Raw genomic sequence first — 20,713 nt, 5'->3', positions numbered from 1 at the left:
CACGACACCGGAACATCTGCTGGGCGACAAGGGCTACTCCTCTCGGGCCAACCGGGCTCTGCTGGCCGACCGAGGCATCGTCGTCACGATCCCCGAACGCGCCGACCAGCTCGCCAACCGGACCCGACGCGGCCGCACCGGAGGCCGCCCGTACGCATTCGACAAAGACGCCTACAAGGGCCGCAACATCGTCGAGCGGGCCTTCAACCGCCTCAAGCAGTGGCGCGGCATCGCCACCCGCTACGACAAGAAAGCCGTCAACTACCGCGCCGGGATCGTCCTCGCCAGCATGATCATCTGGCTCACGACATGATCCAGGAGACACGCCCTAGAGGGGCTCACGCCGCACGCGCTCCGGCACACCGCCGCCTCGCTGGCCATCGCCAGTGGAGCGAACGTCAAGGTGGTCCAGACGATGCTGGGGCACCAGTCGGCGACCATGACCCTGGACCTGTACGGACACCTGCTGGCCGATCAGCTCGACGAGGTTGCCGACGCCATGGACGTAGCGCGCGCCGCCGGCGCGGCCGCTCGCCGCGCCGCGGGTGCTGTTGCCGCTCTGCCCGCGCTGCGTCAGGCGGAGGGCACCGCGACCTGACCGCCCGTCTCGGACGAGGTCGAACTACGTGCTCAGGTTTTCGCTTACCCGTGCAGCGAAGCGGCTGCAACTGCCGTGACGCACGGCGTCCCGTCGCTGCACCTGCGCTGCCCATTGGCCGCTGGCTGTCTCAAAGCGGCCCACTAAGAGACACCTGGCATACGCGTCCGCGAGGAATCAGTCCCAGCCGCCGAGTAGGCGTACGAGGGCATAGGCGCCCAACAGCATCAGGCCCACTGCCCAAACAGCGCAGAGTGCGAAGGCGACCCCAAAGAGCCGTTCACGCCAATCCGCACGCATGGCGACGGACGGCGGCGGGGGTGGCAGCGGCCGTGACAACCACTCAGCGGCATGAGCCTGCGTGCAGAAGCTGGCGTCGACGTACTCGGGTGCCTCTGGCAGTTCACCGCGAGTGACTTCCAGATGCAGCCAGTCAGCGCCGCCGTCGACGTCGAGCATGCGACGGCCGCAGACGGCGCATGCCGCTGCCTCTTCAGCGTCAACATCCACAAGGCTTGAGGCTAGGCTCCCGCGCCTCACGTTCCGGTCCCGACTTGCCGCACCCGGGCTCGTTCCACAACGCAGCCGCGGACCCGCTCTGGCACCGCCCGGCGACTTGAAACGGAGTCCCGCCGTGGCCTGAGCGGCCCAATAAGGGACAGGGGACTTTGGCGAGGCCAGCAGTCGGAGGCGAGGCCCCTGACTCGTCAGCTCGAGGCGACGCGGTCGCCGTACGGCTCATAGCGCCGGACGGGTCGCCATCTCCATGGCACAGGCCAGTGGAGGTGGCCGACTGTGATGGTCCTGCCCTCCCTGGACAGGCGGGCGAAGGCGCTGCCCCAAGTACGGGCTTCCTCAACGCGACCGGCGAGTATCGCCCGGACGATGCCGCGCAAGTGGCTGAGCGCGCCCAGATTCAGACTGCGCGGCTCGGCAGGTTCTCGTGGGGCGTCGCGCGCCACCCGCATCCGGCTCGGCCCTCACCACACGTCCATGGGCGGTCGTCGGTCCTGCTGTGATCGGGCACACGGTTTTTTCTCACCGGGCGAGAAGGCTCGTGGTCTGCATCACGCGCAGCCCGCACAGTCGGTCGATCGAAGGAGCGCGCCAGGCAGACGGGTCGGGTAACGCGACGGCGGTGGGAAGGCGACGGATGGGCAACGACCAGCGAGTGCACACGCACATCTCGGGGGTCAAGGACGACGCCGTGCGGTTCACCGCGGCGCTGGAGCAGTCGCTCGAGTACGCGTCCGAGCACGAGGACGAGACACGCGCGGTCCTGAGCAACTACACCGAGATCCACGAGGCGGTGATCGCCGGAATGATCCTTCCGGCGTGGCCCACCAAGAACAACCAGGCGTCCGTCGAGCGCCTCGCGCAGTTGGCCGTCGACGACGGACTGCTCTCGGAGGAGCGCAACTTGGACGAGCTCCTCGCGTGAGCGGCAGCCCGGCCGTGGTGTCCCCCGCCGGAGGTTCCACCGCGCCCGTGAGCGACACGGCGGCCCTGCCACGTGCGCCTCGGCGCCGGAGCATGCCTCAGGCGGTCCTCGGCCTGTTCGGCCTGGTCGCGCTGGTGGCGCTGGTGGAGATCCTCCCGCGCATCGGCGTCGTGCCCCGCGAGTACTTCCCGACGTCGTCGGGGATCGGATCGGCGCTGGCCGACCTGGTCGGGCAGGGAGAATTCTGGACGGCGGTGCTCGACACCCTCCAGGGCTGGGCACTCGGCCTGGCAATCGCCGCAGTGGCCGGCGTCGTGCTGGGCATCCTGATCGGCAGCTCGCGTTTCACCCGGGAGCTCACGGCCTCGACGATCGAGTTCCTCCGCCCCATCCCGTCGGTGGCGCTCATCCCCATCGCCATCCTGCTCTTCGGTACCGACATCGAGAGCAAGCTGCTCCTTGTCGTGTACGCGTCCTTCTGGCAGGTGCTGATCCAGGTGCTCTACGGCGTGCAGGACGTCGATCCGGTCGCCCAGGACACCGCCCGCGCCTACGGGCTGGGTCGGTGGGCCCGGGTCAGGTACCTTATTTGGCCGACTGCGCTGCCTTACGTCATGACCGGCTTGCGCCTGGCCGCCGCCGTGGCGCTGATCCTCGCGGTCACCTCCGAGCTGGTCATCGGCAACCCGGGTCTAGGAAAGCTGCTGGCCACCGCGCAGAGCGGCGGCGCTATCGCGACGAGCTACGCGATCGTGGTCGTTACCGGAATCCTCGGCGTGCTCGTCAACGTCGTCTTCCGGGTCATCGAACGCCGGGCACTGTCCTGGCACCCGTCCCAGCGTGGGGAGCTGCCCGCATGACCGGGATCCTGCGTCGGGTCGGGCTGATGTTCGGTCTGCCCATCGTGCTGCTCGCCGCCTGGTGGTTCGCCAGCGCGAACAGCGTCGACTTCTTCTTCCCGCCTCTTTCCAAGATCCTGGAGAGCCTCGTGGACGAGTGGTTCGGGCCGCGGCTGGCCGCCGACGTCGTCCCCAGCGTGCTGCGGCTGCTGGCCGGCTACCTGCTGGCGGTGGTGTTGGCGGTCTCCTTGGGCGTCCTCATCGGGACCTCGCGGACCGTGCGGGGCGTCCTGGAGCCGGTGCTGGAGTTCTTCCGGGCCATCCCGCCGCCGGTGCTCGTGCCGATCTTCATGCTGTTCTTGGGCATTGGCGACGGGATGAAGATCGTCGTGATCGCCTTCGGGTGCATGTGGCCGATCCTGCTGAACACGGTCGAGGGCGTCCGCGCAGTCGACAGCGTCCTGAGCGACACGGCGCGGACCTACGGCATCACCGATAGCGCCCGCCTGCGCAAGCTGGTGCTCCCCGCCGCGAGTCCGCAGATCTTCGCGGGCCTGCGCCAGGGCCTGTCCGTCGCGATCATCCTCATGGTCATCAGCGAGCTGTTCGCGGCGTCGAACGGTCTCGGGTTCGCGGTCGTGCAGGCTCAGCGCAGCTTCGCCATCGCCGAGACGTGGGCGGGCATGTTGATGCTCGGCTTGCTCGGCTTCCTGCTGGCCGTCCTGTTCCGGATCGTGGAGAACCGCCAGCTCGCCTGGTACCACGGCCTGCGCCGCGCCCAGCGCTCCTCCTGATCGTCTCGACTCACCGGAAGGCTTCCCCATGCTGGACGTCCGTGGCATCAAGAAGGTGTACGAGAGCAGGGACCGTACGGTCGAGGCGGTGCGCGACCTGACGTTCACTCTCCAGGCCGGGGAGCTCGCCTGTCTCGTCGGGCCGTCCGGGTGCGGCAAAACGACCCTGCTCAAGATCATGTCGGGCCTATTGGACCCGACGTCCGGTGAGGTGCTCCTGGAGGGCAAGCGGGTCCAGGGTCCACCGCCGGGCATGGCCGTCGTCTTCCAGGAGTACGGCCGCAGCCTCTTCCCCTGGATGACCGTCCGGGAAAACGTCGAGCTGCCGCTGAAGCAGAAGAAGCTGCCGGCCACGCGACGGAGCGAGCTGGTCGAGGAGTCCCTTGCGGCCGTCGGGCTCGCCGAGGCGCACGGGGCCTACCCGTGGCAGCTGTCGGGCGGCATGCAGCAGCGCGTTGCGATCGCGCGGGCAGTGGCCTACGAGCCGCACGTGCTGCTGATGGACGAGCCGTTCGCGGCGGTCGACGCCCAGACTCGTGCTGACCTCGAGGACCTGATCCGCGATCTGTGGCACAAGTTCCAGGTCACCACGCTGTTCGTCACCCACGACATCGACGAGGCGGTCTACCTGGGTCAGCGGGTGCTGATCCTGTCCAACTCGCCGACGGTCATCCGAGACGACCTCGCCATCGACCTGCCCGACCAGCGTGACCAGCTCACCACCCGGTCCTCGCCACGCTTCGCCGAGCTGCGGGCGCGAGTCTACGAGCAGATCCATCGCGTCAAGCCGGCCGTCGACAAGGAGTCCGTTGCTCCCGCCGGCGTCGGCTGAGTCGCTCGGAACGCCGAGGCCCACTGAGCGCCGCCGATCCCGGGACCGGGCCCGGAGCGCGCGCCCGCAAACCTCTCGCGCCCTGGCAGAGAGGGGGCTGCGCGCCAGCCTGGTAGCGGCTACACCGGGCGATCGGCCGGCACGTGCCCGGCGGCGAGGGCCCGTCTGATGCCCCGTGCCGTGGTCAGGAGGGCAGGGACCACGGGCGCGACGCGGCCTTCCTCGTTCGGGACGATGACCGACAGTGCCGCGACCACTTGGTCGTCTGGGCCCTGGATCGGGACGGCGACGCCGGCCGCCTGCTCGTGTACCGAACCGTGCACGGCGGCATAGCCGCGGTAGCGCGTCTCCGCCAGCTGCCTGCGCAGCTCCGCCGGGTCCGTCACGGTGAGCGACGTCAGCTGCTCCAGTCGGGCGGAGAGCAACATCTCTTGCGCGGTGACCGACGTGTGAGCAACCAGCGCGAGCCCCGATGAGCAGGCATGCCAGGGGAGCCGGCTGGCCGTCCGGGTGATGTTCGCTGCCTCTGCGCCACGGGCGGACTTGCGCTCCAGGTAAAGAACTTCGGCGCCCTCCAGTACGGCCAGCTGAGTGTGCTGGCGGACGGCGGCGTGCAGGTCGTCCATGAAGGGAATGGCGACGTCCCGCAGGCTTACCGCCTCAGACGACCGGGAGGCCAACTCCCACATCCGCACCCCGACGCGAACCCGGCGGTCCGACCCGCGTTCCAGCAGACCCAGGTCGACCAGGTCACCGACGAGGCGGTACGTCGTCGGCACAGGGATGTCCGCGCGCCGGGCGATGGCAGCGACCGGCAGGCTGGGATGGCCGGCGTCGAAGGCCTCCAGGATCCGGACGGCGCGGCTCAGCAGGCTCTCCCGGGGCGGCGACCCGCCCGCATCCGACTCGTCCCTGACCACGGCTTTCACCCGCACATCGTCGCCCGGCTGTGACCCAACGCACGGCACTTTTCTCACGTTGCGAGAACGCTCGTGGTCTGCATCACGCGCAGCCCGCACAGTCGGTCCATCCAAGGAGCACGCCAGGCAGGCGGGCCAGGTGACGCGACGGCGGTGGGGAGAGCGGATGAGCAACGACCAGCGGGTGCACACGCACATTGTGGGAGTCGAGGACGAGCCCGTGCGGGAGCTGGACGTGGTCGTGGTGGGGGCCGGGTTCGGCGGGGTTTACGCGCTCCACCGGCTGCGCAAGCTCGGGTTCACCGTGCAGGTGTTCGAGGCCGGCAGTGACATCGGTGGCACCTGGTTCCACAACCGCTACCCCGGTGCCCGGTGCGACATCGAGAGCTTGGACTACTCCTACTCGTTCGACGACGAGCTGCAGCAGGACTGGCACTGGACCGAGCGCTACGCCTCCCAGCCGGAGCTGCTCCGCTACATCCACCATGTCGCGGAGCGCTTCGACCTGCGACGGGACATCCGGTGCGACGCCCGGGTCGTCAGCGCCACCTTCGACGATGACACGTCGCGCTGGCTGGTCCGGACCGAGGACGGCGAAGCGGTGTCGGCCCGCTTCTGCGTGCTGGCCACCGGCGTCCTCTCGGTGGCCCAAGTTCCGGCGATCGACGGACTCGAGGACTTCGAGGGAGACTGGTACCACACCGGGGACTGGCCCCACGAAGGCGTGGACGTCACCGGCAAGCGGGTCGCGGTAATCGGCACCGGCTCCTCCGGCACCCAGCTGATCCCGATCGTGGCCGAGCAGGCAGAACACCTGACGGTCTTCCAGCGCACTCCGAACTTCTGCATGCCCGCGCAGAACCACGCCATGATCGAGGAAGTCGAGCGGCAGTGGAAAGCGGAGTACCCCGAGCGTCGGGCGTTCGCGCGGCTTTCCGGCTTCGGGCACAACCAGCTGTCCAACCCGAAGAAGGCCATGGAGGTCTCCGCGGAGGAGCGTCTCGCGGAGTTCGAGCTGCGCTGGCAGCTCGGCGGGCTCTACATGATGCGGGCGTTCTCCGACATCCTCAGCGACCCGGCGGCCAACGAGGAGTGCGCGGAATTCGTCCGCGGGAAGATCCGCGAAATCGTGCAGGACCCCGAGGTCGCCGAGAAGCTCACCCCGCGCGGTTTCCACTTCGGCACCAAGCGGCTCTGCTCGGGCACCGGCTACTACGAGACATACAACTGGGACAACGTGACCCTGGTCGACGTCCGGACGGCGCCCATCGAGCGGACCACGCCTACCGGGCTGGCCACGGCCGACGCCCGCTACGACGTGGACGTCATCGTCTTCGCAACCGGCTTCGATGCCATGACCGGGTCCATGCTGAAGATCGACATCACCGGGGCCGGCGGGCACAGCCTGCGCGAGAAGTGGGCGCACGGCCCGCGCAGCTACCTGGGCGTCGCGCCGGCCGGCTTCCCGAACCTCTTCATCGTCGCAGGCCCCGGAAGCCCGTCCGTGTTCAGCAACATGGTGAACAGCATCGAGCAGCACGTGGAGTGGATCACCACGTTGATCGAGCAGGTGACGCTGCGCGGCCTCTCACGGGCCGAGGCGACCGAAGAAGCCGAGCAGCAGTGGATCGAGCACGTCAACGAGGTGGCCGAGCAGACGCTCTACCCCCGGTCGCCCAACTCCTGGTTCTTCGGCGCGAACACCCCCGGCAAGCCGCGGGTCTTCATGCCCTACGTCGGCGGTGTCGGGACCTACCGCCAGAAGGCCGACGACGTGGCGGCCAAAGACTACGAGGGCTTCGTCCTCAGCTGAGCGCGCCGCTCGCACCACTTCGTGATCCATCCGAGACAAAAGAAGAGGAATCCGTGAAAAATTCACTCCGGGCTCAGGCCGCGATGGCGCTGGCTACCGCCCTGTGCACCCTGTCCCTCGCGGCCTGCGGCGGCTCCGACGAGTCCGCAGCTCCGTCGTCAGGCAGCGGGGACGGCGCACCTGAGAAGACCGAGCTCACCGTCGGAGTGCAGCCGTTCGCCGAGGTGGCGGCTCTATACATCGCAGTCGACCAAGGATTGTTCAAGAAGGAGGGGCTGACAGTCACGCCGCAGGTGGGCACCGGCGGTGGCGCGGGCCTGGTGGCCGGGCTGGTGTCCGGAGACCTCGACTTCGTCTACACGAACTACGTGTCGGTGGTCCAGGCGGCGTCCGAGGGGCTGCCGCTGAAGATGGTTCGGGAGAACGACCGTCCCGGGCCGCAGGCGATCTACACGCTCCCGGACACCGGAATCACCAAACCGGCCGACCTCAAGGGCAAGAAGGTGGCCATCAACGGGCTCGGCAACATCATGGAGCTGACCACCCGGGCGGCGCTGGAAAACAGCGGCGTGGACCCAAACAGCGTGCAGTTCGTGGAGCTGCCCCCGCCGGACATGCTCGGCGCCCTCAAGGCCGGGAACGTCGACGCCGCCTGGCTGGCCGAGCCGTTCGTGACGATCGCCAGCAATACCATGCAGGGCGTCGAGGTACTGGACGTCTTCTCCGGCCCGACCGAGGACCTCCCGGTCGCCGGCTGGGGCACGTCCACGCAGTTCGCGGCACAGAATCCGAACACCGTCGCCGCCTTCACCCGGGCCATGGACGCCGCCATGCAGATGGTGGACAAGGACCCCTCCATGGTCGCCAAGATCGTGCCGACCTACACAAAGCTGCCCCCCGAGGTCGCTGCCCAGTTGAACCCGATCAACTTCGCAGTCGAGAGCCACCTCGAGGACATCAGCCAGGTGGAGGAGCTCATGCGGAAGTACGGCTTCATCGACGATGAGGTGGACGTGAAACAGCTGATCGTCCAGTAGGGCGACCGAGCGCCCACACACCGGAGCCCCGGCCCGTAGGGTGGGGGCTCCGGTCTCGTCGGAGGTGGCGGCCGTCGTCCTGTCAGGCGGCGCGGTCGAAGATCCCGCGGAGCATCTCGGCGGTCGCGGCCGGCGCGGTCAGGTTGGGGCAGTGCGGACCGTCCATGTGGATGACCTCCACCTGGCGAGCGGCCGCCTTCACGTGCGCCGTCCAGCCGGGCTCCATCAGCCGGTCCCGGCTCATCTCCACGGCGGTGACCGGGCAGCGCGCCGAGGCCAGGCTGGCCGGGTAGTCGTCGATCCGGACCTCGCGGGGTGCGGCGGGATGCTGCAGCCGCAAGGCGACCATCGCCCCGTAATGACCCGACAGAAGGCTGTTGCCCAGGCGCCGGTCGATGTTGTCATCGAAGCCGGTGATGTCGTTGGTCAGCAGCTCAACGACCCGCTCGATGTACCCGCGACCGGGTTCCAGCTCGGTGAGCACCTGCTTGCCGATCTCGAGCCGCCAGGGGCCGCCGGTGCCGCCGATGCTGGTGACCGACGCCATCTCCCAGTCGGTGACGTGTGCGGCGCGCATCACCATCGATCCCCCGATTGACGTGCCAACGAAGTGCGCGGGATCACTGAGCCCGATGGCCCGGCAGAACGCTCCGACGTGGGCGATGCGGAAGGGGTAGGGCGGGCGATCGAGAAAGACCACCTTGTCCGTGCCCCCGAAGCCCAGCAGGTCCGGAGCGACGACGTGATAGTCGGCGGCGAGGTCGGCCATGACGTCGGCCCAGGTCACGTAGCCGTCGGCCCCCCATGCGCCGTCGTGCAGCAGCACGACCGGAGGCGCCGTGGGATCGCCGGCCTCCCAGTAGCGGGTCCGGAAACCCCCCGCGTGGACCTCCCGCGCCGAGATCTTTTCGATGTGCCCGGACATGTCCGCATTCCTCCTGGCCTGTCGTCAGCTGGTCCGGCGCAGTCTCGATGGCGAAGCAGGGCGGCGCTCCCCGCTTTCTCATGCAGCGAGACGCGACCGACCTCCGGTCGCAAGGAGATCGTTAGGCAGCCTCAGGACGGTGCCACGCTGATGGCCAAACGACCATGTTCCCGGCATTTCCGGGTCGTTCGCTCACGACCGCGCTCCCGTCTGGCCTGCGAAATGAACCACAGTGGTTACGAGTGAACCCCACCAGCCGCCCTGGCAGTGTGGTCCGTGCGCTTGAGGCGTCCGGCTGCGAAAGGGCCGCGCCGGTGCGAATGTCAGAGCTTCGGTCCGGACGGGAGCCGCCATACGCGACCACCGGCGTCATCCCGGACATGATTTGAACTGGTCCGCTGACCTGCGGCCACAACGTCCAACGCGCGCGTGACCTGCGGGAACGTCACTTGTCATGGTTGGCGGTCGACGGGCCAGAACGGACGTTCTGCGGACTGGGGGTGGACCGCGCGGGGTCAAGCCCGCTGGCGTGGTGTGTGACGGCTACCGCGTGATCGTCGTGTCGGGTCAGGCGCCGACCAGCGACCGCCAGTCCCTGTCGGCGAGCCGGTCGGTTCCGGCCCTCGCCGCCAGACCGGCGGCCGCCGCAGAGGAGCGGGACCGGACCTCCTCCTCGTCGACCGTGGCCAGCGCCCCGCCGTCTACCACCAGCCGGCCGTCGACGTAGACCCGCTCCACCTCGTCTCCGCGCTGGCTGTAGACCAGCGACGACACTGCCGCGTGCACCGGCGTCACGCAGAGGTTCGACATGTCCAGGACGACGAGATCGGCGCGCTTGCCCGTCTCCAGGGAGCCGATCGACGCCTCGAGGCCCAGTGCCCGGGCGCCGTCGATGGTCGCCATCTCCAGCGCCTTCTCCGCCGTCATGATCTCCGGGTCGCGATGCACCCCCTTGTGCAGGAGGGCGGCGAACTTCATCGCCTGGAGCATCGAGTGGTTCGACGACGACGCCGGGCCGTCGGAGGCCAGGCCCACGGTGATCCCGCGCCGCTGCATCGCCGGAACGGGCGCGAAGCCCGACCCGAGGTAGAGGTTGGAGCAGGGGTTGTGCGACACCTTCGTGTCCGACTTCTGGATCAGGTCGAGGTCCTGCCCGTCCACCTGCACGCAGTGCACGGCCAGCAGGTCCGGGCCGAGCAATCCGGTGTCGGCTGCAAAGGGGACGTCCCGAACCCCGAACCGGCGGACGGACTCCGCGACGTCGAACGGCGACTCCGCCAGGTGCATGGTCACGAGCGCCCCGCTGCGGTCGGCCAGCGCGCGCGTCTCCCGCAGCGTCGCCTCGTCCACCGTCCAGCTCATGCATGGCGCCAGCCCCACGGCGACCCTTGAGCCGGGGACGTTCCACTCGCCGATGAGCCGTTCGGCGTCGGCCAGGGCCACGTCCAGCGGCTGGATCAGCTCCGGCGGCGCCCCGACGTCGGCGCCCGCCGTCATGTATCCCCGTGCCATCACCCCGCGGATGCCGACCTCGGACATCGCTGCGGCCACCGCGTCGCCGAGGCCGGGCCGCGGGTGCACGTACATGAAGTCGACCAGCGTCGTCGTCCCGGTGGTCAGCGCCTCCGCGCACCCGTGCAGCGCTCCGGCGTAGCAGTCCTCCGGCGTCAGCTCCACCGCGGACGGCCCCGTCATCGTCAGGAACCAGTCGGACAGCACCCGGTCGTCGCCCAGCCCCTTGAGCAGGGTCTGGAACAGGTGGGTGTGGGTGTTGACGAATCCCGGCAGCACCGCCCGCCCCGAACAGTCGACGACGTCGGCGTCCGGATGGGCGGCGAGCACCTCGGCGGAGGGCCCGACGGCGAGGATGGAGTCGGTGAAGGCCACCGCCCCGCCAGTCAGCACCTGTCGGGCGCCGTCCATCGTGATCACGGTGCCACCGGACAGCACGGTGACGGGAGGCGAACCGTCCCCACCCGCGGCGGAGTGCCTCGTCACGCCGTCACGCCGTCGTACCGGCACCGGCCGGCGCGGCACCTGTCGATCGCATCAGCTCCCAGACCGTCGCCGGCTTGAGCGGCGTGCGGGTGACGGTGCAGCCGAGGTGCTCGATGGCGTCGGCAACGGCGTTGGCCACCGCGGAGTGCCCGCCGATCGCGCCACCCTCGCCCATGCCCTTGACGCCCAGCGGGTTCAGCGGGGACTTCGTCTCCAGGTGTCCGATCTCGACGTCGGGGACGTCCAGGCTGCCCGGGATCAGGTAGTCGAGGAAGGACGTCGACTGCGGCTGCCCGTCCGGGCCGTACACCAGCTCCTCCATCAGCGCGCCGCCGAGCCCCTGCGCCACCCCGCCGGCGATCTGCCCCTCGGCGTTGCGGGGGTTCACGATGGTCCCGGCGTCGTTGACGACGACGTACCGGCCGACCGTCGTGACCCCGGTGTCCGGGTCGACCTCCACCTCGGCGATGTGGATCCCGTAGGAGTAGGGGGCGGCCATGTTCTCGAAGTACTGCACCGACTCCAGGTCCGGCTCCATCCCCTCCGGCCGGTTGCCGCCTGGGGTCGCCGCGGCCGCGATCTCCGCCCAGCTCACCCGCGTAGTGGGTACGCCCTTGACGTGCGCGTAGCCGTCCTCGAGCACCATGTCGGACGGGTCGGCCTCCACGAGGTGAGCGGCCAGGGCCAGTGCCTTCTCCCGCACCTTCGTCGAGGCCATCACCACCGCGGTACCGGCCATGACCGCGTTCCGGCTGGCGTAGGTGCCCATGCCGTGCGCCAGCCGGCCGGTGTCCCCGAAGACGACCTTGATGGTGTCGTGCGGCACCTGCAGCTCGTCGGCGGCGATCTGCGCCAACATCGTGGCAGTGCCCTGACCCTGCGGAGCGGCACCGGAGTTGATCGTGACCTCGCCGGTCGGGTCCACCCGCACGCTGCCCCCCTCGAACGGGCCGGTGCCGGTCAGCTGGTGATAGACGCAGATGCCCATGCCGATGAGCCGGCCCTCCTCGCGGGCCGCCTGCTGGCGTGCGGCGAAGCCGGCGTAGTCGGCCATGTCCAGCGCCTGCTCGAAGGCGGCCGGGAAGCTCCCGCTGTCCAGGATCACGGCAGCTTCCAGTGAGACGAGCCCGGTGTCGTAGGGCATCTCCTCGGGGGTGAGCAGGTTCTTGCGGCGGAGCTCGGCTCGGTCCATGCCCAGTTCACGGGCGACGATGTCCAGCAGGCGCTCGCGCGCGAAGGTGGCCTCCGGTGCGCCGGCACCGCGATAGGCCGATGCCGGCGCCTTGTTCGTGGAGGCGCACACCGCCTCCACCCGTAGCGCAGGCACCCGGTAGATGCCGGCGAGACTCGTCGCGGCCAGGGAGGCGTTCACCAGCCCGAGCGGTCTCTGGTAGGCCCCGCAGTCGGTGATGTGCCGGGCCCGCAGGCCGAGGATCGTGCCGTCGTCCCGCAGGGCGATCTCCACCTCGTGGATCTGCTCCCGCGAGTGGGCGATGGTCAGGAAGTGCTCGTTGCGGTCCTCGATCCACTTCACCGGCCGGCCGACCCGTCCGGCGGCGAAAGGCACCAGGAAGTCTTCGGGATAGAAGTCGGCCTTGATCCCGAAGCCGCCGCCGATGTCGGGCGTGATGACCCGGATCGAGCGGGCCGGGACGGCGAGCATTCCCGCCAGGACGGTGCGCATCGTGTGCGGCCACTGGGTGGAGGCCCAGATCGTCATCTCTGCCGTGACGGCATCGCGGTGCCCGACCACGCCGCGGGTCTCCATCGGGATGCCGGTGTAGCGCTGCATGTCCAGCCGCTTGCTGATGACTCGATCAGCGCCTGCGAAGGCGGCCTCGACGTCGCCGCTCTCGTAGACCATCGTTGCCGCCACGTTGTCGGGGGCGTTCTCGTGCAGCACCGGAGCGCCGGGCTGGATGGCGGCGTAGGCGTCGACCACCGCCTCGAGGGGCTCGTAGTCGACCTCGATGAGCTCGAGGGCGTCCTCCGCGAGGTGCCGGCTCTCCGCGACGACGACCGCGACGCCCTCGCCGACGTATCGGACGGTGTCGGTGGCCAGCGGGTACTGCGGTGCCGGGCGGAAGGACGCCGGGTTGTAGAAGAACGGGATACCCGGCGGCTCGGCCCCGAGGTCGGCGGCGGAAAAGGCGTCGACGACACCCGGCAGCTCCCGTGCCGCGCGCACGTCCACCGACAGGAGGCGTGCGTGCGCGTGCGGGCTGCGCAACACCGCCATGTGCAGCACCCCGGGGAGCCGGATGTCGTCGACGAAGGCAGCCTCGCCCCGCAGCAGCCGCGGGTCCTCCATGCGCCGGACACTCGCTCCAACCATCTTCACGCCCATGTCAGCGCTCCCACGTCTCGTCGGCCGCCTGGACCGAGCGCACGATGCCCTGGTAGCCGGTGCACCGGCACAGGTTTCCTGACAGCGCCTCCCGGATCTCCGGCTCGGTCGCCCCGTGCTTCTCGCGCAGGAAGTCGTAGGTCGTGAGCAGGAAGCCGGGGGTGCAGAACCCGCACTGCAGGCCGTGGTGGTCCCAGAACGCCTGCTGGATGGGGTGCAGCTCCTCGCCCGAGGCGAGCCCCTCCACCGTGGTCAGCTCGTTCCCGTCGGCCTGCACGGCGAACATCAGGCAGGCGCGGATCGGCTCGCCGTCCAGGAGGACGGTGCACGCGCCGCACACGCCCTGCTCGCAGCCCACGTGCGAACCGGTCAGGCCGAGGTCCTCGCGGAGGAAGTCGACCAGGGAGCGCCGGACCGGGACCGTCCGCTGGTACGAGTCCCCGTTGACCGTCACCGTGATCGTCTTCTCCCGCAGGCCGACATGGTCGGCCGTCGTGCGTTCGTCGACGTCCATCGCAAGCTCGCTCTCCCGGCCGGTCGTCGCCCGGCCTGCTCGTCGGTCCGGCCTGAATGTCCGGGGTGCGCTGTCGGTCCGGGGTCAGGCGGCCGAGGCCGCGCGGGGCCCGGCGAGCCCGGCGGCCTGGGCGATCGCCCGCTGCAGCAGGTGCCGGGCCAGGTGGCGCCGGTACTCCGCCGGCCCGTGGGTGTCCGGCGGTGGGTCGAGCTCGGCCGCGAAATTCCCGGCCAGCTCGGCGATGACCCCCGCGTCGGGCTCGGAACCGACCAGCCCGTCGACGACGCTGTACGCCTGCACGGTGCGCGGCGCGGCTCCGGCGAGGGCGAGCCCCGCCCGGGTGATCCGGCCGTCGGCCACGGTCACCACCGCGGCGACCGCGACCTGCGCGAAGTCGCCCCGGCGGCGGCTGACCTCGAGGAAGGCGCCGCGGGTGCTCCCCGGCCACGGTGGGACGCGGATCTCGGTGAGCAGTTCCTCGGCGGCGAGGGAGGTGGTGAAGAAGCCTTCGAAGAACTCGTCCGGGGCGACCTCCCTCGTTCCCTCGGCGTTCCGGATCACGAGGGTGGCGCCCAGCGCGCTGACCGCGGCGGGCAGCTCCGCCGCCGGGTCGGCATGGGCCAGACTGCCGCCGACCGTCCCCCGGGCGCGGATCTGCGGATGCCCGATGTACCCGAGCGCCTGCCGCAGCAGGTCCTGCGGGCCGCCGGCCGGCCGGGAGGAGAGATGGCGCTCGAGGGAGCGCTGCCGGGTGGTCGCGCCGATGCGCAACGCCCCGTCCTCGGCCTGGATCCCGTCGAGCCCGGCCACCTGGTTGAGGTCGACCAGCACGGCCGGTCGGGCCAGCCGGAAGTTCAGCATCGGCACGAGGCTCTGACCGCCGGCGAGCACCTTCGCCTCGTCGCCGTACTCCCGCAGGACGTCGAGGGTCTCCTCGATGTCAGCCGGTGCGAGGTAGTCGAACGGAGCTGGTTTCACGGGCCTGCCTCCTGCTCTCCGTCAGTGCCGACTGCCCTGACGCCGACTCCCGAGAAGGGTCATCGTCCGCACTTTCCCGGGCCAGCGCCACGGACGTTGTGGTGCACTCTGCGTGCCTGCAACTGGACGTTTCGTCCCCCGCCTGCTGAGGTCGGCGGCGTGACGATGACACTCGCCGAGGTGCTCGCCCTCGACGTCCTTCGCCGCGCGGACCCGCAGGTGCTGGTCGGCGCGGAGCTGCTCGACCGCCCGGTGCGCTGGGTGCACACCAGTGAGCTGGCCGAGGCGGCGTACCTGCTCAGGGGAGGGGAGATGCTCCTCACCACCGGCCTCGGGATCACCGGGCGCGGTGCGGTGGGTGAGGCCGCCTATGTCGCGGCGCTGGCCGCGCGGGGGGTGGCCGCCCTAGCGCTGGAGCTGGGCTGGACGTTCCCCGAGCCTCCGCGCGCGCTCGTCGACGCGTGCGCCGAGCACGGGCTGCCGCTGCTCGTCCTGCGCGAGGTCGTGCCGTTCGTCGAGATCACCGAGCAGGTGCAGACCACGATCCTGGAACGCGCGACCGGAACGGCGCGCAGCGGGCGGGACGTCCGGCAGGTGCTGACCGATGCGCTGCTCGACGGGGCCGGCCCCCAGGAGCTCACCATCGTGTTGTCCGACCTGGTGTCCGCCCCGGTCGTCGTCACCACCGCCGAGGGCGCGCTGGTTGCCGCGGCGGGCGGGGGGCCGGACGGGTCAGGATGGCGCGGCCGGCCGGTGGCCCGCCGAGACGTCGTCCTGCTCGACCGCCTCTGGGGGCACGTGGCCGTGCTGCCGCCCGCCCGCGCGGACGACCCGCTCGTCCCCGCGGCGTGCGGCTACGGCGCCGAGGCGCTCGGTCTCGCGCTGCTCCGCTCGGCCGCCGGCGCCGACCTCGACGTCCGGCGGCGCCAGCTGGTCGACGACCTCACCGAGCGGCGCTGGCGGGCGCCGGGCGAGCTGGTGGCCCGTGCCCGCGTGCTGGGGCTGCCTTTTACGGCCGACGGCCGGTACGCGGCGCTCGTCATCACCGACCTTCCGGCGGCCGAACCCGATGCCGTCGTCCGGGCGGTGGCGGGCGCACTGGCACCCGGCACGGCCCTCGTCGCCGACGTTGGGGAGGACGTCGTCGCCGTCCTCCGCACGTCCGCGGTGACCGCGGCCGCGAGTGCGGTGCTACGCGCCGTGGACGCGCTCGGACCACCGTCCGCACGGGTGGTCGCCGGGACGGTGGTCGGCAGGCTGGAAGACGTCGACCGGTCGATTGCCCGCGCCCGGGCAGCGCAGGCACTCACCAGCGACGGTGACCGGGTGGTGTCGGCGGCGGGCATGACGGCCCGGCTGCTGCTCGCCGGCGTCAGTGACGAGCCGCTGGCCCGCCAGCTGGTGCAGGAGGAGATCGGCAGGCTGCTCGACTACGACGCAGCGCACGGCAGTGAGCTGGTGCGAACGCTGCGGGTGTACCTGGCCCAAGCCTCGTCGAAGGTGCAGACGGCGCAGGCGCTGCGGCTGCGACGCCAGACCCTCTACGGCCGACTGCAGCGAATCGAGGAGCTGATCGGCGACATCTCCACGCCGCACCGGCACACGGCCCTGGTTCTCGCGATTGCCCTCGATGAGTCGGCGGGCTGAGCCGAGCTGCCGCAGCTACGGCTAGGGCCGTCCGCTCGGCGTCGCCTCAGCGGCCGGTCAGTCCGCCGAGAGGGCCGCCGCCCAGCTTCGCAATGAGTTCCTGAGGCCCGAGACCGTAGCCGGACAGCAGGTCCGCATGCTCGTCCGTGTCCATCTGGTCGGGCAGCTCCCGCTCGGCCTGCTCGACCCTCTGCTCTTCCCCCTTCGAGCGCAGAAGCTCCACTACCTGTTCCTTGTCGATCTGCATGGTCTCCGCACTACCCAATGGCTGGGGATACCCACCCGCGTTCCCGGGGGTCCGTGGAGGTCCTCGAGCGCGAGCGACGATGGTCATACTCGTGCTACGGGTTCAGTAGAGGTAGCGGTCGATGCTCGAGCCGTGCGCCCACATGTGGTTCATGCGGTCGGCGGTGCGGGCGTGGGCGGCTTCCTCGGCGTCGCTGAGCACACAGTCGGTACCGGGCGGGGTGGCCCGCAGCCGGGCGATGAGCAGTCGGGTGTCGTCGGTGGGGGCGAGGTCGAGCAGGCAGGCCAGCCGTGCGAGGAGCGAGACCAGGTCTGTGCGGTCGGTCCGGCGGTAGCCGCTGCCGAGCTGCTCGGCGAAGGTACTGGCCAGGTCGGCGATCTCGGGGTTTAGCCGAGGGTGGCCGAGTGCGTCCGCGGTGGCGGAGAGGACGTTGATGTCGGCGGCGGGCAGGGTGAGCACGGTCAGCGGCGCGTGCTCGTAGCGGCCGTCCGGGGCGAGCAGCCGGCCGCACCCGGGTCTCCGGGACTGGGTGGGCGCCAGGGCGGTGAGCAGGCGCTGCACGGCGGCGAGGGCGACCCGGCCGGCCAGCGGCGCCGGCACCCGCAGCGGCTCGGTGCCGGTGCCCGGAGCCCGCCGGTCGTCGTCCTCCCACATGCCCAGGCACAGCAGGATTTCCTCCAGGGCGCGCAACGGCGCCAGCGGCTCGCCGTCGAGGTCGACGACGAGCACGGTGCGCCGCCCCGCCGCGGTTTCGTCGCTCCGTCCGGGGCCGGTCATGCCGGTGACCCGGCCGATGTCGACCCACGAGGCACCGGCCGCGAGTGCAGCGCGCACCGTCTCGTCCAGCGCGCGGGCGGCGGCGGCCTGCCGGGCGGCGGCCTGTTCCACGTCCTCCAGGGCTTCCCATCCGGCGATGTGGCGGCGCCATTCCTGTCTCCCCCGGTTCTCGTCGGCGGCCTCCAGATCGGCCCACGGGCCTGCGGTGGCGAGCCGCCGCGCAGCGGGGTCGGCCAGCTCCGGTCGGGGCACCCGGGTCCAGGGAGTACCGCGCCAGCCGCAAGTGCAGCCGGCGACCCAGCCGACGACCGCGGCGTCCGGGCGCCACTCCTCCGCCTGGTCGACCACCTCCAGGCCAACCTCGCCGCTGGTGCGGGGGTGCACGATCCCGTCGCCGCGGATGACCGTGCCGTCCTGCCAGACGCCCTCGGCGATGGAGCCGCCGCGGCAGGTCAGCCGCACCCGGTCGCCATTGCACGGCCCGTGGTCGGGTCGGCGAGCCACCAGCACACCGCGGGCGCTGCTGGCGCCGGCGCCTTGCGCGCCGTCGGCGAACAACGGCACCACCCAGCCTTCATGCTCCTGGTCGTCCACGACCGGGCCTATCCATCCCATCGCTCCTCCTCTCGGTGCGTGGAAGCAGCGTCGCCGTTCCGGCGCTGCCGAGGCCTGTCCCGTTTGGCTTGTGTGGATGACCCGTCATTGTGCACAAACGGGGCTGGCCACAAGGTCCCACCGTGTGCCCGGAGTCCGAAGCGGCCCCGTGCCAGTCCAGCCGCTCCGGAGGCGGGGGCTATCGGCGCCGGGACTGGTCTGCTTGTGCGTCGATCCAGGTCCGCAGGTCGGCGCGGCGGTAGAGGACGCGCCGGCCGAGCCGGAAGCTCTTCGGGCCTGCGCCGAGGTGCCGCCAATACCGGAGGGTGGCGACAGGCGCGCGGAGCACATCCGCAGCTTCGGTGATGGGGAGCAACTCGGGCTCGTGGTCGGCGGTGGGATTGGGCATGGCTGGCTCCCGGGGGTCAGTGGTGGGCGGTGCCTTCACCACAGAAGGCGTCATTTCGGGCCCGGTGGTGACACTTCACAGCCAGCCTTGTCTGACTCTCTCCGGGTTGTTCTCCCGTAGTCGCGCCGCTGACGCGTCTCAAGGCCAGCCATGGAAGCCGTTCACCTCCCCACGCCGTGGGTCGGCGCCGGGACAGCCGGCGGACAGCCCCACCGGTCCTGCGGCTGGGTTCGGCCCCGCCCCGATAAGCAGTCTCGCGGGACCGCCTCCAGTTCCTCTCCGGCCGATGCCCGGTTGTCCTCCGCGACGCTGTCCCTGACCGATTTGCGCCGCAGGCGCTTCTGAAGCCGCTCTCCGGTAGGCCGACGAGAGTCGAGGGACCCGCGTGCCCACAGGGTGTCAACGGCCAACTGGAGGTCCGCCGCTGACGTGGGGTTCCTCAGTCGTCCTCCAGCCAGTCCATGCAGGCCGCGAGCATCGAGGCGCTCCTGCGCAATTGGTCCCTGTGGACAACCGCTCCTCGTCCACAACATCCGGACGGACGCCCTCGGGTGGGCGCTGACCTGGCCACGCTCCACTCATGGCGCTGGACACCGCACCCGGGACACGGCGAGACGGCGGGGCCTGTTGTCGGTCCGCTACCGGGCCTCCGCGACGTGTCGGGTGATCGAGGCTCCCTGACCGGTGGGGGCGCCGCCGACGTCGTCGCGCCGCGGCCGTTGTGCCAGGCCAGGAGCACCCTTCGGGCCACGCTGCGCGTGGCGCCGGCTGCGCCGTCGTCAAGGTCCACCTGCGGCGGGGCTGCGCTTGCTGATCCCCCGACCCCGTCCGGCAGCTCAGCGTAGGGACCTCCCGCGCCGCCTCCTCCCGACCGGACCAAGATCCTTCCGCCCTTCGGGCGCTTCGCTGCGGAAGCAGTCTTGGTCCGGTCGTCCCCCGCCATCGCTCCCGGCCCCTGAGCAGAGCTCTGTGCCGGACGGGCCGGGGGAATGGTGGCAGGACACCCGTTCCGTGGTCCCTCCCGTACCGGCTTCGGCTCCAGTTCCGGAAGGGTCCAGATGACCAGCACCAGCAGCACAACGAGCAGCAGTCGCACCGGCAAGGGCAAGCGCGCCCACCTCAGCGCCGCGCAGGTGGAAGCGGCCGACGCCGCTCGGGCAGCGAAGATCGCAGCCTTGCACGAGCGGATCGGCGAGCAGGACGGGCACCCGCACGGGATCGTCTGCGGGCCCCGCCCGGTGACGGGGCATCAAACGGTACCGTCAAGATCAGCTGAGACTCAGGAAGCTCGGGTAGCCCTGTTACGCCCGCCGCGGTTCCGCGCACGGGCGGAATGACCGTCACTTTGGGCGCCGGGCATCTCGCACTTGACAGTCATTGGCGGTGGATTGAGACAGGTCGGCAACGCACAGGCCCATCAGCCAATCTGCTCGAACAGGGACACGATGATCCCTTCAGGCCCACGCACGTAGGCCATCCGCACGCTGTTCTCGTATTCGCCGATGCCGCCGACGAGCCCGTACCCGTCGGCTGCCACCGCATCGACAGCCGCCTCAAGGTCGCCGACTTCGAAGGACACGTTACGCAGGCCAAGCTCGTTGGCCATCGCTGTGGGCGACCCGGGCACGTGGTCGGGCGTCACGAAGCTCGCAAGCTCCAGCCGGGACCCTCCGTCGGGCGGCCGCAGCGAGGATGTCCCGAGTTCCGTGGAACTTCGGTGGCGGCCCGTTGATCAACTAGGCGGCGTTGCTGACGGGCTCATCATGCACGGCGGGTAGGACGGTTGCGGTGGTGGCCTGCTCGAGGGCGGTGCGTAGCACGGGCAGGTGGAGGTGGCCGTTGACGCGGCGGAACTGCTTGCCGGCCTCGACCATCCCGGCGGCGCACCAGCGCAGCGCCATCTGCCCGTCGCGCCAGCGCTTGACGTTGCCGGCGTGATCCCGGCAGATGGAGATCATCGACTCGATCATGTTCGTCGACCGCATCGATCGGGCCAGGGTGGG

General features: G+C 70.5%; 19 protein-coding genes and 2 pseudogenes. 9 read left to right on the top strand and 12 right to left on the bottom strand.

Annotated features, from left to right (window positions below):
• The coding region (locus BLW04_RS21945; RefSeq protein WP_139306958.1) for a transposase at nt 1-313 on the top strand (313 nt) is incomplete at its 5' end.
• Between the two features lie 33 nt (nt 314-346).
• A pseudogene (locus BLW04_RS21940) lies at nt 347-598 on the top strand (tyrosine-type recombinase/integrase); the annotation flags it as partial.
• Nucleotides 599-775: 177 nt separating this feature from the next.
• Here BLW04_RS21940 and BLW04_RS26195 read toward each other — a convergent pair.
• Nucleotides 776-1,057 (bottom strand): hypothetical protein, encoded by a 282-nt coding sequence (locus BLW04_RS26195; protein ID WP_139306957.1) that lies wholly within the window; start codon nt 1,055-1,057, stop codon nt 776-778.
• Nucleotides 1,058-1,751: 694 nt separating this feature from the next.
• Between BLW04_RS26195 and BLW04_RS21935 the strand changes: the two genes are divergently transcribed.
• From BLW04_RS21935 to BLW04_RS21920, 4 genes are all read left to right on the top strand, one after another.
• Complete coding sequence (locus BLW04_RS21935; protein ID WP_091547418.1) at nt 1,752-2,039, top strand: substrate-binding domain-containing protein; 288 nt, start codon at nt 1,752-1,754, stop codon at nt 2,037-2,039.
• A gap of 92 nt (nt 2,040-2,131) precedes the next feature.
• Nucleotides 2,132-2,899, top strand: a complete 768-nt coding sequence (locus tag BLW04_RS21930; protein ID WP_091547428.1) for an ABC transporter permease — start codon at nt 2,132-2,134, stop codon at nt 2,897-2,899.
• Nucleotides 2,896-3,672 carry an ABC transporter permease gene (locus BLW04_RS21925; RefSeq protein ID WP_091547416.1) on the top strand — a complete coding sequence of 259 codons (777 nt, stop codon included), beginning with the start codon at nt 2,896-2,898 and terminating at the stop codon, nt 3,670-3,672. The genes BLW04_RS21930 and BLW04_RS21925 overlap by 4 nt, the downstream gene beginning before the upstream one ends.
• Before the next feature lie 28 nt (nt 3,673-3,700).
• Entirely contained in the window at nt 3,701-4,504 is an 804-nt protein-coding gene (locus BLW04_RS21920) for an ABC transporter ATP-binding protein (RefSeq protein WP_091547414.1), read from the top strand.
• 119 nt (nt 4,505-4,623) lie between these two features.
• Here the strand turns inward: BLW04_RS21920 and BLW04_RS21915 are convergent, their stop codons facing one another.
• Nucleotides 4,624-5,433, bottom strand: coding sequence for an IclR family transcriptional regulator (locus tag BLW04_RS21915; RefSeq protein ID WP_254781879.1), 810 nt, complete (start codon nt 5,431-5,433; stop codon nt 4,624-4,626).
• A 157-nt stretch (nt 5,434-5,590) separates the two neighbouring features.
• Between BLW04_RS21915 and BLW04_RS21910 the strand changes: the two genes are divergently transcribed.
• Together BLW04_RS21910 and BLW04_RS21905 are read left to right on the top strand one after the other, a co-directional pair.
• A complete protein-coding gene (locus BLW04_RS21910) occupies nt 5,591-7,237 on the top strand; it encodes a flavin-containing monooxygenase (protein ID WP_091547409.1) in 1,647 nt (548 codons plus the stop codon).
• Between the two features lie 53 nt (nt 7,238-7,290).
• The gene (locus BLW04_RS21905; RefSeq protein ID WP_139306955.1) at nt 7,291-8,274 is read left to right on the top strand and encodes an ABC transporter substrate-binding protein; all 984 of its coding nucleotides are present in this window, start codon (nt 7,291-7,293) and stop codon (nt 8,272-8,274) included.
• 82 nt (nt 8,275-8,356) lie between these two features.
• On the opposite strand, the gene BLW04_RS21900 is transcribed toward BLW04_RS21905, so the two are convergent.
• From BLW04_RS21900 to BLW04_RS21880, 5 genes are all read right to left on the bottom strand, one after another.
• Complete coding sequence (locus tag BLW04_RS21900; RefSeq protein ID WP_091547404.1) at nt 8,357-9,199, bottom strand: alpha/beta fold hydrolase; 843 nt, start codon at nt 9,197-9,199, stop codon at nt 8,357-8,359.
• A gap of 567 nt (nt 9,200-9,766) precedes the next feature.
• Complete coding sequence (locus BLW04_RS21895) at nt 9,767-11,197, bottom strand: amidohydrolase family protein (protein WP_254781878.1); 1,431 nt, start codon at nt 11,195-11,197, stop codon at nt 9,767-9,769.
• Nucleotides 11,198-11,201: 4 nt separating this feature from the next.
• Nucleotides 11,202-13,508, bottom strand: a complete 2,307-nt coding sequence (locus BLW04_RS21890; RefSeq protein ID WP_175484198.1) for a xanthine dehydrogenase family protein molybdopterin-binding subunit — start codon at nt 13,506-13,508, stop codon at nt 11,202-11,204.
• Between the two features lie 37 nt (nt 13,509-13,545).
• The gene (locus tag BLW04_RS21885) at nt 13,546-14,058 is read right to left on the bottom strand and encodes a (2Fe-2S)-binding protein (protein WP_091547399.1); all 513 of its coding nucleotides are present in this window, start codon (nt 14,056-14,058) and stop codon (nt 13,546-13,548) included.
• 84 nt (nt 14,059-14,142) lie between these two features.
• On the bottom strand, nt 14,143-15,036 hold the full coding sequence (locus BLW04_RS21880; RefSeq protein ID WP_217631182.1) for an FAD binding domain-containing protein: 894 nt from the start codon (nt 15,034-15,036) through the stop codon (nt 14,143-14,145).
• Nucleotides 15,037-15,201: 165 nt separating this feature from the next.
• Between BLW04_RS21880 and BLW04_RS21875 the strand changes: the two genes are divergently transcribed.
• Nucleotides 15,202-16,683 (top strand): PucR family transcriptional regulator, encoded by a 1,482-nt coding sequence (locus BLW04_RS21875; protein WP_254781880.1) that lies wholly within the window; start codon nt 15,202-15,204, stop codon nt 16,681-16,683.
• 46 nt (nt 16,684-16,729) lie between these two features.
• Here BLW04_RS21875 and BLW04_RS21870 read toward each other — a convergent pair whose 3' ends face one another.
• From BLW04_RS21870 to BLW04_RS21845, 5 genes and pseudogenes are all read right to left on the bottom strand, one after another.
• Nucleotides 16,730-16,930 (bottom strand): hypothetical protein, encoded by a 201-nt coding sequence (locus tag BLW04_RS21870; protein WP_091547394.1) that lies wholly within the window; start codon nt 16,928-16,930, stop codon nt 16,730-16,732.
• 102 nt (nt 16,931-17,032) lie between these two features.
• Nucleotides 17,033-18,322, bottom strand: coding sequence for a hypothetical protein (locus tag BLW04_RS28815; protein ID WP_254781877.1), 1,290 nt, complete (start codon nt 18,320-18,322; stop codon nt 17,033-17,035).
• A 178-nt stretch (nt 18,323-18,500) separates the two neighbouring features.
• Nucleotides 18,501-18,710, bottom strand: a complete 210-nt coding sequence (locus tag BLW04_RS21860; protein ID WP_091547392.1) for a helix-turn-helix transcriptional regulator — start codon at nt 18,708-18,710, stop codon at nt 18,501-18,503.
• Nucleotides 18,711-20,127: 1,417 nt separating this feature from the next.
• Complete coding sequence (locus BLW04_RS21850) at nt 20,128-20,397, bottom strand: VOC family protein (protein WP_256375503.1); 270 nt, start codon at nt 20,395-20,397, stop codon at nt 20,128-20,130.
• 49 nt (nt 20,398-20,446) lie between these two features.
• Nucleotides 20,447-20,713: pseudogene (locus BLW04_RS21845) on the bottom strand (IS256 family transposase); the annotation flags it as partial.

It is taken from the genome of Modestobacter sp. DSM 44400 (genome assembly GCF_900107175.1).
GTDB lineage: Bacteria > Actinomycetota > Actinomycetes > Mycobacteriales > Geodermatophilaceae > Modestobacter.
The sequence above is the reverse complement of the archived record's forward strand: the minus strand, read 5'-3'. Positions and strand labels throughout refer to the sequence as shown.

What these genes read in the sequence shown, in the direction of transcription:
- BLW04_RS21935 (WP_091547418.1), top strand. Translation starts at nt 1,752, where the DNA reads ATGGGCAACGACCAGCGAGTGCACACGCACATCTCGGGGGTCAAGGAC.
- BLW04_RS21925 (WP_091547416.1), top strand. Translation starts at nt 2,896, where the DNA reads ATGACCGGGATCCTGCGTCGGGTCGGGCTGATGTTCGGTCTGCCCATC.
- BLW04_RS21875 (WP_254781880.1), top strand. Translation starts at nt 15,202, where the DNA reads ATGACACTCGCCGAGGTGCTCGCCCTCGACGTCCTTCGCCGCGCGGAC.
- BLW04_RS21930 (WP_091547428.1), top strand. Translation starts at nt 2,132, where the DNA reads ATGCCTCAGGCGGTCCTCGGCCTGTTCGGCCTGGTCGCGCTGGTGGCG.
- BLW04_RS21870 (WP_091547394.1), bottom strand. Translation starts at nt 16,930, where the DNA reads ATGCAGATCGACAAGGAACAGGTAGTGGAGCTTCTGCGCTCGAAGGGG.
- BLW04_RS28815 (WP_254781877.1), bottom strand. Translation starts at nt 18,322, where the DNA reads ATGGGATGGATAGGCCCGGTCGTGGACGACCAGGAGCATGAAGGCTGG.
- BLW04_RS21920 (WP_091547414.1), top strand. Translation starts at nt 3,701, where the DNA reads ATGCTGGACGTCCGTGGCATCAAGAAGGTGTACGAGAGCAGGGACCGT.
- BLW04_RS21890 (WP_175484198.1), bottom strand. Translation starts at nt 13,508, where the DNA reads ATGGAGGACCCGCGGCTGCTGCGGGGCGAGGCTGCCTTCGTCGACGAC.
- BLW04_RS21910 (WP_091547409.1), top strand. Translation starts at nt 5,591, where the DNA reads ATGAGCAACGACCAGCGGGTGCACACGCACATTGTGGGAGTCGAGGAC.
- BLW04_RS21900 (WP_091547404.1), bottom strand. Translation starts at nt 9,199, where the DNA reads ATGTCCGGGCACATCGAAAAGATCTCGGCGCGGGAGGTCCACGCGGGG.
- BLW04_RS26195 (WP_139306957.1), bottom strand. Translation starts at nt 1,057, where the DNA reads ATGCTCGACGTCGACGGCGGCGCTGACTGGCTGCATCTGGAAGTCACT.
- BLW04_RS21885 (WP_091547399.1), bottom strand. Translation starts at nt 14,058, where the DNA reads ATGGACGTCGACGAACGCACGACGGCCGACCATGTCGGCCTGCGGGAG.
- BLW04_RS21860 (WP_091547392.1), bottom strand. Translation starts at nt 18,710, where the DNA reads ATGCCCAATCCCACCGCCGACCACGAGCCCGAGTTGCTCCCCATCACC.